Genomic DNA, 12,115 nt, shown 5'->3' with positions numbered 1-12,115 from the left:
CTTTTACATTCATTTGTATTTTATCTTAAAATAAGAGCTTAATCAATGGATTTCCATCCTTGTTTTCTTATTCAGTTAATCTTATAAAAAGGTTTTTATAAATGCCTGTCAATTTTGATATTTGACCCTTAATAATGACTTCATAAATTTAAGAATGTTTGGGATAGCTCCAGAAATACTTTTTGTCTACGGACTTATTTTGTTGGCAGTTGTATTATTTGTCAACAAAAGGATTCCCTTCGACACTACATCTTTGATCCTGCTGGCCATTTTAGTGGTATCAGGAATATTGACACCTAAGGAAGGGCTTTCGGGCTTTAGCAATCCCGCTACAGTAACAATTGCATGCATGTTCATATTGAGTGAAGGACTAAGAAAGACAGGTGCTCTCGATATTGTCGGGGAGTATTTTTACACACTGAGTAAACTTAACTTCAATATTGCCATGTTGATCATCATGCTGGTGATCGGTGTGATCTCAGCATTTATAAATAATACGGCCGCTGTAGCCATATTCATTCCTGTCATCATCAGTCTTTCGAGGGATCTGGGCCAAAGTGCCTCTAAACTTCTTATGCCGTTATCATTCGCAGCTATGCTGGGTGGGGTATTCACTCTTATCGGGACCTCGACCAACCTTCTGGTAGATTCTATCGCAAGAGATAATGACATGGCTGGTTTCACCATGTTTGAATTTGCTCCTGTTGCCGCCATTTTCTTTGTAACTGGCTTTATCTATCTGTTTACTATTGGTATTAAGATCATACCAAAACGTCGAAAAGACGAACCCCTGACTGAGACCTTTGAAATGCAGAGTTATTTAACTGACGTGGTTTTGCAGCAGAACTCTGAGTTTGTGAGAACCCCCTTGGAAAACACTGATCTGATAAAGGATCTTGATCTGGATATAGTCGAAGTTTTTGATGCAAAGATGACTTCCAAGCCGAATCGTGGAAGTATTACCCTCGAATCTAATGATGTCTTAAGAATTCGCGGAAGCGTTAAAGAGTTAAATAAATTATTAAATCGGGAAGATGTGCTTATCAAACCCACCAAAGCGTGGGAGGATAAAGATTTTGAATTAGGTAATGCCCAATTAGTTGAGGCTGTTGTAGCTCCTGAATCATCCTACGAAGGAAAAAAATTAAACCAACTTAATATTTATCAACAGTATGAAGGTATCGTATTAGCAATTCGACAAAGGGGTAAAATTGAGCAGGAACAATTAGCTGATATCAGATTGCAAAGAGGTACTTCTCTTTTGCTATATGTAGATAAAGAACGTGTAAATGATATTAAAACATCGGAGGAGTTTGTACTAGCCACAGAGATCAATCTTCCTGAGCACAAGACATCAAAAATACCCATTGCATTGACAATAATAGCCGGCGTAGTGGGTTTCGCAGCTTTCGGGGTTCTACCCATTGTAGCCACCGCTATTTGCGGGGTGATATTAATGATTCTGACGGGCTGCCTGACAAACGAAGAGGCCTATCAATCCATTAACTGGAAAGTAATATTCCTCTTGGCTGGCGTCCTTCCTCTTGGTATTGCGATGCAGAAAACCGGAGCTGCTCAATTATTGGTTGATGGATTGATCACCCAGTTTGAATCCATCGGCCCAACTGCAGTCTTATCTGCTTTCTTTTTTCTATCCATGATGCTCACAAATTTGATCTCAAATCAAGCAACAGCTGCTCTTCTTGCCCCAATTGCCATCGAGGCAGCTACCACCTTAGGAATTGATGCTACACCTTTTCTCGTGGCTGTAACTATGGCTGCATCATTGAGTTTTATAACGCCGATCGGCTATCAGACAAACACTATGATCTTTGGGCCGGGTCATTATAAATTTACAGATTTTGTGAAAGTTGGGACACCGCTTAACATTATTTTCTGGATTATTGGTACCTTTGTGATTCCTTATTTCTGGCCATTTTAAACTGACAAATGCAGTACTTTCTGAAAAAATACATACCCATTCTTGAAGTTCTCATAGGCTATAACCTTTCGAAACTTAAGGCTGACCTTATAGCCGGGTCAACTGTTGGTGTAGTTCTTATTCCTCAGGGAATGGCCTACGCAGTGATTGCAGGTTTACCTCCAATCTATGGCTTATATGCCGGTCTCATTCCATTATTTGTCTATCCTTTATTTGGGACATCACGACATATATCGATCGGGCCGGTTGCAATAGACATGTTGATTTTAGCTGCTGGTCTCGGTTTTTTAGCAGGCGGTGACCCCAGTGAAAAAATCACCTTTGCTATTCTCATTGCTGTAATGACCGGTACGTTTCAGATCCTGATGGGATTAATGAAACTGGGTTTTGTTTTTAATCTGTTCTCACGACCTGTCATTTCCGGGTTCACCATTGCTGCCCCAATTATAATCATTGCAAGCCAGATGGGAACCTTGCTTAACATTGAAATCCAAAATTCTCAATACATCCATGTGATCCTAATCGATCTTTGGCACCAGATCGGTAATATTCACTTTCCGTCATTAGGTCTTTCAGTCTTCTTTGTCCTATTTTTGGTTTTAACCAGAAGGTACTATGCTAAACTGCCGGAGTCGGTGATATTGGTTACTGTGACGATTATTGTAGTATCATTCATAAGTATATCTCAATGGGGAATTGCTCAGGTAGGTGCAATCCCGGTCGGTCTGCCCGAATTCGCCCTGCCGGCCTTCGATACCGAAGCAATCAGAGAAATAGCCCCCAATGCATTTACTCTTGCCTTGATCCAGTTTATGACCGTAGCTTCACTGTCGAAATCTTTTGCCAGGAAACATGGCTATACTGTCAACCCAAATCAGGAGTTGATGGCTGTGGGTGCCAGTAATATTGCAGGGAGCCTTTTTCAATCTCTACCGATCTCGTCAAGTTTTTCCCGTTCAGCTATTGCAGAACAGGCCGGTGCTCAAACATCATTAAATAATATTTTTGCGGGCCTACTTATTCTATTTACACTGTTGTTTCTCACACCTCTGTTTGAGATACTGCCTAAACCTTTACTGGGTGCTATCATAGTGGTATCAGTGAGCAATCTCGTAGATGTAAAAGAACTCAGGTTTCTCATAAATACCAAGCGAAGAGATGCCTTGGTTGCTTTCATTACTTTTATAAGTGTTTTAGCCATTGGTATTCAGGAAGGCATCATTATAGGATTGGTATCATCTGTATTGGCTCTTTTAATGAAGATGAGCAAACCAACTGTTGCTGAACTGGGTTTGATGCCTGAGACAAGAGATTTCAAAAACAAAGAACGCTTTTCAGAAGTTAAAACTATCCCCGGAGTACTAATTCTCAGGGTTGATGCCCCTTTCTCTTTTGTGAATGCAGAGTTCTTTAAAAATTACATTCTTGAAAAAAGCATGAACGGTTCCGAAGCTCCCAAATATGTGATCATTGATGGGACAACCATAGGTGATATGGATGTCTCTGCAATGGATTCATTATTAATGATCATAGAAACCTTGAATAAACAAGGTATAGAATTATACATTTCAGGTCTAATAGGGCCGGTCCGTGACGTCATCAGAAAATCAGATATCAGCACCTTTGTTAAATCAAATCGCTTCTTTAATACAGTACATGAAGGCGTAAGAGCCGCACTTAAGAAATTGGATAAGAAAGATGGAGGAAGCCGTTTAAGTGATTATGATAAAATCTGCGCTTGATGCGTCGACCCAAAAAAACATTCACCCAATTTTTGTCTCATCATTTTAAATATTGAGACATTCATTTCTTATCTTCGAAAAAAAACCGACTAACTTACTCTAATGCCCGAAAGAAAACGAATTCTTGTTACTTCGGCTCTGCCTTATGCAAACGGACCTATTCACCTTGGTCATCTTGCCGGAGCCTATCTCACTCCTGATTTTTACGTACGCTATAAACGAAGGACTGATGCAGACGTAGCATTTATATGTGGATCTGATGAACATGGTGTTCCAATTACCATAGCTGCTGAAAAGGAAGGCGTATCTCCACAGGACATTGTGGACCGTTATCATGAAATGAACAAAAAAGTATTTGAGGAATTCGGTATCTCGTTTGATTTTTATGGACGTACCAGTTCAAAAGTACATCACGAAACCTCACAAGAATTCTTTACAAATCTGAATCAGAAAGGTTTTTTTAAAAAGAAGACCGAAGAACAGCTCTATGATCCTAAAGCGGATATGTTCCTGCCTGATAGATATGTGAAAGGTACCTGTCCTAATTGTGGATATGAAGAAGCTTACGGTGATCAGTGTGAAAAATGTGGTACATCCCTATCCCCTACAGAATTAATTGAACCTGTCAGTGCTTTAACCGGCGAAAAACCTGAACTAAAGAAAACAGAACACTGGTATATGCCACTAGGCGATGTTCAGCCTAAACTTGAAAAATGGCTTAAAACCCGTAAAAACTGGAAACCAAACGTTATGGGACAGGTCAAGAGCTGGCTCAACGATGGACTTACTGACCGTGCTGCCACAAGAGATCTAAGTTGGGGAGTGCCGGTTCCACTTGAAGAAGCTAAAGGTAAGGTTCTGTATGTGTGGTTTGATGCGCCTATCGGCTATGTGTCTGCCACTAAAGAGTGGGCGTTAGAACAAAATAAACCCGAGCTTTGGAAAGATTATTGGCAGAGTGAGGACACTGAGCTGTATCATTTCATAGGCAAAGATAATATTGTATTTCACTGTATCATGTTCCCTGTAGTATTGATGGAGCATGGAGGATATGTGCTCCCTAAAAATGTACCGGCTAACGAATTTTTAAATCTTGAAGGCAAAAAACTTTCTACATCTCGTGGGTGGGCCGTCTGGCTGCACGAATATTTGGAAGAATTTGAACCTGATCTTTTGCGTTATGCTTTAGGTACTACTTTACCTGAATCCAAAGATTCTGATTTTTCCTGGAAAGACTTTCAGATGCATATCAATACAGAACTAGCGGATGTACTCGGTAATTTTACCAACCGTTCCCTCTCTTTTACTGTTAATTATGCTGATGGAAAAATTCCAGAATTAATTGAACCTTCTGAAACAGACAAAGAAGCGTTACAGGCTATCAAAGATCAAAAAGAAAAGGTTACGCAGGCATATGAGAATTTCCGATTCAAAGAAGCTATCTCAGAAACTATGAATTTGGCTCGCATCGGGAACCGTTATTTTACGGAAACTGAGCCATGGAAAACCCGAAAGACAGAACCCGTTAAAGCCGGTAATACACTTCATGTTAGTTTACAGATCAGTGCTGCTCTCTCCTGTTTGTTTGATCCCATTCTTCCGGATAAAATGAAACAGCTAAGAGCGCAACTTGGGCTAACTGACTCATTCTCGTGGAATGATATTTCAAACAGCATGCTTGAAGTCGGAGATTCCGTTATTCAAGGCGATATTCTATTTGAAAAAATTGAGGATAATATCATCGAAGAACAAATTCAGAAACTACACGACAAAGTTAAAGATGAAGATGAAGACCCTGTACCTGATGTTCCAGGGTTGAAAGAGAACATTGAGTTCGAAGATTTTATGAAGTTAGATCTTCGAGCCGGTGAGATCTTATCAGCTAAAAAGATCGAAAAATCCAATAAACTACTTGAGATCAAGGTTGATATTGGCCTTGAAAAGAGAATAATAGTTTCAGGTATCTCCAAATACTTTGATCCTGATAAGCTTTCGGGACAAAAAGTGAGTGTTGTCGCTAATCTCGCTCCAAAAAAACTTATGGGGGTTGAGAGTAAAGGCATGATCCTGATGGCTGAAAATCCGGATGGTTCACTCAAATTTGTTGAAACTGATGCAGAACCGGGAAGCCCGATCACTTAATGCAAAACTCATCAAATTACGAGTGCAGGGTTACCGGACTTGAGGAATATCCTCTTGGTTGTACCATTACCGAGACTGCTACTATTTTTAGGTTATTTTCGCAGAAAGCCCATTCCGTAGAGGTCGTCATATTTGAAGATTATGAGGACGAATCAGGTCTCGGGTTTCAAATGGAAAAAGGACAGACCGGGATATGGAGTTGCATGATTCAGGATCATTTCAAAGAGCATTGGTATGCATTTAGAATTAAAGGCCCGGAAAACAGCCATTTTTTCTTGTCCACCGATGAACTTATAGCAGATCCCAGAAGCAGGCATGTAACGACTAGAAATCATTATCTGCAGTATCCAAAAACAAAATTATGCTCATCTGTTGATTTTAATTGGGAAGACGATGCTTTTGTAGCACCTGAAGATCCCAGAGATCTAGTCATCTATGAGACACATATTAAAGATATGGTGGCTCATCCGTCAGCTAAGACAAAAGGGCACGGAGTTTACAATGATTTCAGAGAAGCTGAAGTTGGAGGTATAAAACACCTTAAAAAATTGGGTGTCAATGCTGTAGAGTTTTTACCTCTTCAGAAGTTCGCGTATTTCGAGCCTCCCTTTAAGGAAACTGTTCCGGATGGTATAAAAAATGTATGGAATCCTTATTCTAGGAATTATTGGGGTTATATGACTTCCTTTCATTTTGCACCGGAAACACTTTATGCCTCCGATGCTACTACAGAACCGGATAGAGTGATAGGAAAATCTCTTAACGCAGAAAGAGAATTAAAAGAGTTGATCAAGGCCTTGCATCATGAAAATATCACTGTTTTGATGGATGTTGTATATAATCATGCATCTCACTACGACCTCAATCCTCTTAAGTATACCGCTAAGGAACATTATTTCAGCCTGGACAACAGTGGTAATTTCAAAAATGATAGTTGGACAGGAAATGATATTGATACTTCAGCTAAGTACGCCAGAGAGATCATAGTGGAATCAGTAAAATACTGGATGAAGGAATTCCATATTGATGGATTCAGGTTTGATCTTGCAGGCATCATAGATTGGGAAACCGTAGACTACATCAAGGAGGAAGCTCAAAAGGTCAACCCAAACGTTCTCTTAATTGCAGAGCCCTGGGGAAAAGAATATAAACCCGATGGATTTTCTGACCATGGATGGCCCTCCTGGAATGATAAGTACAGAAATACAATAAAAGGCTATAATCCTAAAGAAGACAAAGGTCTGATCTTTGGCAGTACCGGTAATAATACAAGATTTGGCATTGAAAACATGATCCGTGGAACGATAAGATCTGAAGAAAATGGATTATTCCAGCACTCAGGGCATTCCGTGAATTATGTTGAAAGCCATGATGGTTATACTCTAGGCGATTATATAAGAATTGCGTTAGATCCTGAAAAAGCTGATCAGGTATTTCACGATGTCAGTCATCTCGTCGACCTCAACCAAAATGAAAAATCGATATCCAAGTTAGCAGCATTAATACTGTTTGTCTCTCAGGGTATTACCATGATGCATGCGGGTCAGGAATGGGCGCGCTCAAAGATCATTCGTGATCCTGAAAATATAGATCCCCAGAAAGGGAAAATTGACAGAGATACTTATAATAAGGACGATAAAACAAACTGGTTGAATTTCAACGAAATTGAAACAAATAAAGACCTTTTTAATTATTATAAAGGACTGATAAATTTACGCTTAAACTCCCCTGCTTTACGAAAAGCAAATGCTGAAGATATCAATTTTAAAGTTTATAATGACCCCCTTCACATCACCTTCTCTATTGACGGAAAAAGTTCAGGTGATATGTACAATTACTTTGTATCATTGAACGCAAGTTTGGAGCAGGAATATGAGATCATACTCCCTGAAGGTTATTGGGAAGTAGTTTCAGACGATCAGTATTCAGGAAATAAAACTTTAAAAAGCGTTAAAAGTAAGTATATAGTGCCGGCGAGCTCTGGAATTATTTTAAGAAAGTTGCGTGTGAGCAATGCTTAAAATATTTTAAGCCGTCTCAACAATAATCATCCTAAGGAGGAAAAACTTGGCTGGAACAACCACCACAGACAGAGGTTCATGGAATTCGAAATTAGGCTTTGTTCTCGCAGCAGCGGGTTCAGCAGTCGGATTGGGTAATATTTGGGCATTCCCAACAAAAGTTGCAACACAGGGAGGTGCAGCCTATCTCATTATTTATCTTTTATGTACCTTTGCTATCGGTTTTCCCGTTATGGCGGCGGAGATCGCTATCGGTAGAAAATCAGGTAAAAACCCTGTTGGAGCCTTCAAGGCTATTACTTCAAACAAATTTTTCCCACTCGTAGGTCTTTGGGGAGTTATTTGTGGTGTAATGATCTTATCCTTCTATACTGTAATAGCAGGCTGGGCTTTTGGTTTTGCCTTCGAAGAGATCTTCTATTTCTTTGGGTGGGCAGGAGCTGCTGACTGGCTTACAGATACCGGTAACGGTTTTAAAAATGCCATTATTGCCACAGCCTTTATGCTCGCAACCATAAAGATTATTACAGGTGGTGTGAGTGATGGTATTGAACGTGCAACAAAGGCCATGATGCCCCTGCTTATCAGTATTATTGTAATAATGATTATTTACGTGTTGTTGCAACCCGGCAGTGCTGAAGGCGTTAGAGCTTACCTGCTACCTGATTTTTCTAAAATAAACACAGAATTGATCTTTTCCGCAATGGGACAAGCTTTCTTTTCACTTTCATTGGGCATGGGGGCTCTCATTACCTATGGTTCGTATTTGAATAAGAAAGAAAATATTCCACAGGCGGCTGCCTTTGTAACCCTTGCGGATGTTGGAATTGCTTTCCTGGCAGGCCTTTTGATAGTACCGGCTATGTACCTTGCTCAAAGTCAAGGTATCAGCATTACGGCAGGAGGCTCACTTGCTTCCAGTACAGATCTTGTTTTCCAGATACTGCCTGCCTTGTTTCATACCATTGGCGGTGGTGTAGGCATGTTACTTGGTGTTACATTCTTCCTTCTTTTAAGTATAGCCGCACTTACATCCACAATATCACTTTTGGAAGTGCCGGTATCTTTTGTGATAGATGAATTTGAGGTTAAACGTAAGAAGGCTGCATGGACCGTAGGGCTTGGTATTCTTGCTGTCTCTATTTGTGTAGCTTTCTTTCCAGTACTTATTGGATGGTTTGACTATCTATTTAGCAGCATTGGTCTCCCGCTCGGTGGTTTCCTTATCTGCTTATTTGTGGGTTACGTATGGACTACTGATAGTGCCATTAATGAAATGGAATATGGATTTGCAGGGATAAAACAAACTCTATTCTCAAAAGTATGGCCAATATTTATTAAATTTATATGCCCAGCTGCCATTCTTTATAACTTGATCTCTAATTTCATCTAAACACGTTTGTTATCCAAAGAGGCAGATGCTATTTTTGGAGGAATTTTATTAAAGGAGAATTTAAAGAATGTCAAAAATATCAACATCGGATTTCAGAAATGGTATGGTTCTGAATATGGACGGTGAATTTTATTCGATCACTGAATTTCAGCATGTTAAACCCGGGAAAGGACCTGCTTTTGTAAGAACCAAACTCAAAGGCATTCTGAACGGTAAGAACATTGATAAGACATGGCGTTCAGGGGAAAATGCTGAATCAGTCCGTATCGAAACAAGAGACTATCAATATTTATATAATGATGGTGAATTATACTACTTAATGCATACAGACACCTATGAACAGGTACCTGTAAATGCCTCTCAAGTTGAGCGCAAAGGATATTTCGTTGAAGGTCAGAATTGCACTGTAGTCGTCAATGCTGATGAAGAAACTATTCTTTATGCAGAACCTAAGGACCATATCGAAGTTACAGTTGAAAAAACTGATCCAGGTTTACGTGGTGACACAGCCCAAGGCGGCAGTAAACCCGCAACTTTAGAATCGGGAGCAACCGTCCAGGTTCCTCTTTTTATCAACGAGAATGAAAAGATCAAGGTTGATACCAGAACAGGTGAATATATAGAACGAGCTAAATAAACTAATCATGGATTTAAAACTTATAAAAAACATTTTAGAATTAATCTCCGAAAGTGACGTGAATGAAGTGTCACTTGAAGAAGGAGATTTCAAGATCAAAGTAAAAAAACAAGGTGAGGTACAGCAAGTAAGCTATACGCAAGCAGCTCCGCCTCAGGCTCCTGCACAACCGGCTGCTGCCCCCCAACCTCAACAAGCTGGACAACCTGAAACATCAGATTCTGTAGCAGATGACCAACCGACCGGTGATACTGTAAAATCACCAATTGTAGGAACATTCTACACTGCACCATCTCCAGATTCTGACCCTTTCGTTAAAGTTGGGGATCACATATCAAAGGGAGATACACTTTGTATTGTAGAAGCTATGAAGATCATGAACGAGATCGATGCTGAGTTCAGCGGAACCGTTCAAAAGGTATTGGTCGAAGATGGACAACCTGTAGAATTTGACCAGCCATTATTTATCATTAAAAAAGACTAAGCGGCTTTCATGTTTAAAAAAATTCTGATTGCCAATAGAGGCGAAATTGCACTGCGCATAATCCGTACTTGTCAGGAAATGGGTATTAAGACCGTTGCTGTATACTCTACAGCTGATGCCGATAGCCTTCATGTAAAGTTTGCTGATGAAGCAGTTTGCATAGGCCCTCCTGCCGGTAAAGACAGCTATTTAAAAATACCGAGCATCTTGGCAGCTGCCGAGATCACCAACGCTGAAGCTATACATCCGGGATATGGTTTTTTAGCTGAAAATGCCGAATTTTCCCGTATTTGCCGTGAACACGAAATAAAGTTTATAGGGCCATCTCCTGAAGCTATCAATTCAATGGGAGATAAAGCTGTTGCCAAGGCTACCATGATCTCTAGTGGAGTACCAGTTGTTCCGGGAAGTGACGGAGTTGTGGAAAGCTATGAGGATGCAAAAAAAGTTTGTGATGAGATCGGTTTTCCGGTTATCATTAAAGCATCAGCCGGTGGCGGTGGCCGTGGAATGCGCATGGTAATGGATGCTAAAGACCTCGAGAAAAATTATAAGATGTGTCGCCAGGAGGCTGAGACATCATTTAATAATCCTGCCGTATACATCGAGAGATTTGTATTGAATCCACACCACGTAGAGATTCAGATAATGGCTGACCAACACGGTACAGCCGTACATTACGGTGAAAGAGACTGTTCAATGCAGCGTCGCCACCAGAAAGTGTTAGAGGAGTCCCCCTCTCCCCTCATGACAGAAGAATTACGGAAACGTATGGGTGATGCAGCTGTGAATGCTGCTAAAGCCGTTGATTATGAAGGTGCAGGAACAGTTGAATTTTTGGTTGATGATGATCACAATTTCTACTTCATGGAAATGAATACCCGAATTCAGGTAGAGCATCCTGTTACTGAAGAAGTCACAGGAATTGACCTTATCGAACAACAAATTCGTGTGGCTGCAGGTGAAAAGATCGAGGAATACCCTCTTAATTTTGTCAATCACGCTATAGAATGTCGTATTAACGCAGAAGATCCTGAGCATAATTTCAGGCCGTCTGCCGGTGAGGTCACAGTATTCCATCCTCCAGGCGGACACGGTGTTCGTTTAGATACACATGCTTACTCTGGTTACAGGATCCCTCCCCACTATGACTCTATGATAGCTAAATTGATCGTAAGTGCTCCTACCAGAATAGAGGCGATAAAAAAAATGAAGCGTGCGCTGAAGGAATTCATAATCGAAGGAATTAAAACTAATATTCCTTTCCATATTCAATTGATGGATGATGAGAACTTCATTAAAGGTACCTTCGATACGAAATACCTCGAAAGAGAATTCAAATATATACCTAAAAAGGACTGAGATGAGTATACCAGCTGATTTAAAATATACCCGCGAGCACGAATGGATCAAAGATAACGCTGACGGAACTGTCACTGTCGGAATTACTGATTTTGCCCAGGGTGAATTAGGCGACATTGTTTTTGTAGAACTTGAACCTGAAGGAACCGATTTTTCACAAGATGATACATTTGGCACTGTTGAGGCAGTAAAAACGGTATCTGACCTATATGCCCCTGTAGATGGCGAGATCGTTGAGATAAATGAAGCATTGGAAGATGAACCTGAACTCGTTAACGACGATCCCTATGGTGAGGGCTGGATGGTTAAGATCAAATTATCTGAGGCAAGTCAGCTTGAGGATCTTTTATCCGCTGAAGAATACGAAGAGGTTATCGCCTAAATTTTTTAAC

At 40.3% G+C, this 12,115-nt stretch carries 9 protein-coding genes; all 9 read left to right on the top strand.

Annotated features, from left to right (window positions below; all coding sequences use genetic code 11):
* Positions 1-154: 154 nt before the first annotated feature.
* The 9 genes from ACKGJO_RS04090 (at position 155) to gcvH (ending at position 12,105) form a co-directional block, all read left to right on the top strand.
* Positions 155-1,942: an SLC13 family permease gene (locus ACKGJO_RS04090; protein WP_411322126.1), complete on the top strand. Its 1,788-nt coding sequence runs from the start codon at positions 155-157 to the stop codon at positions 1,940-1,942.
* Positions 1,943-1,950: 8 nt separating this feature from the next.
* Entirely contained in the window at positions 1,951-3,684 is a 1,734-nt protein-coding gene (locus tag ACKGJO_RS04085) for a SulP family inorganic anion transporter (RefSeq protein WP_411322125.1), read from the top strand.
* Between the two features lie 102 nt (positions 3,685-3,786).
* A complete protein-coding gene (gene metG / locus ACKGJO_RS04080) occupies positions 3,787-5,826 on the top strand; it encodes a methionine--tRNA ligase (RefSeq protein ID WP_411322124.1) in 2,040 nt (679 codons plus the stop codon).
* The gene (locus ACKGJO_RS04075) at positions 5,826-7,847 is read left to right on the top strand and encodes an alpha-amylase family glycosyl hydrolase (RefSeq protein ID WP_411322123.1); all 2,022 of its coding nucleotides are present in this window, start codon (positions 5,826-5,828) and stop codon (positions 7,845-7,847) included. The genes metG and ACKGJO_RS04075 overlap by 1 nt, the downstream gene beginning before the upstream one ends.
* A 46-nt stretch (positions 7,848-7,893) precedes the next feature.
* Positions 7,894-9,240 carry a sodium-dependent transporter gene (locus ACKGJO_RS04070; RefSeq protein ID WP_411322122.1) on the top strand — a complete coding sequence of 449 codons (1,347 nt, stop codon included), beginning with the start codon at positions 7,894-7,896 and terminating at the stop codon, positions 9,238-9,240.
* Between the two features lie 67 nt (positions 9,241-9,307).
* The gene (efp, locus tag ACKGJO_RS04065; RefSeq protein ID WP_411322121.1) at positions 9,308-9,877 is read left to right on the top strand and encodes an elongation factor P; all 570 of its coding nucleotides are present in this window, start codon (positions 9,308-9,310) and stop codon (positions 9,875-9,877) included.
* 7 nt (positions 9,878-9,884) lie between these two features.
* The gene (gene accB, locus ACKGJO_RS04060; protein ID WP_411322120.1) at positions 9,885-10,361 is read left to right on the top strand and encodes an acetyl-CoA carboxylase biotin carboxyl carrier protein; all 477 of its coding nucleotides are present in this window, start codon (positions 9,885-9,887) and stop codon (positions 10,359-10,361) included.
* 9 nt (positions 10,362-10,370) lie between these two features.
* Positions 10,371-11,723 (top strand): acetyl-CoA carboxylase biotin carboxylase subunit, encoded by a 1,353-nt coding sequence (gene accC, locus ACKGJO_RS04055; protein ID WP_411322119.1) that lies wholly within the window; start codon positions 10,371-10,373, stop codon positions 11,721-11,723.
* A gap of 1 nt (position 11,724) precedes the next feature.
* Positions 11,725-12,105 (top strand): glycine cleavage system protein GcvH, encoded by a 381-nt coding sequence (gene gcvH / locus ACKGJO_RS04050; RefSeq protein ID WP_411322118.1) that lies wholly within the window; start codon positions 11,725-11,727, stop codon positions 12,103-12,105.
* The last annotated feature ends 10 nt before the right edge of the window (positions 12,106-12,115 follow it).

The organism is Gracilimonas qinghaiensis (assembly GCF_046602855.1).
Classification (GTDB): domain Bacteria; phylum Bacteroidota; class Rhodothermia; order Balneolales; family Balneolaceae; genus Gracilimonas.
Note: the sequence above shows the minus strand (reverse complement) of the source record. Positions and strands in the feature narration are given on the sequence as shown.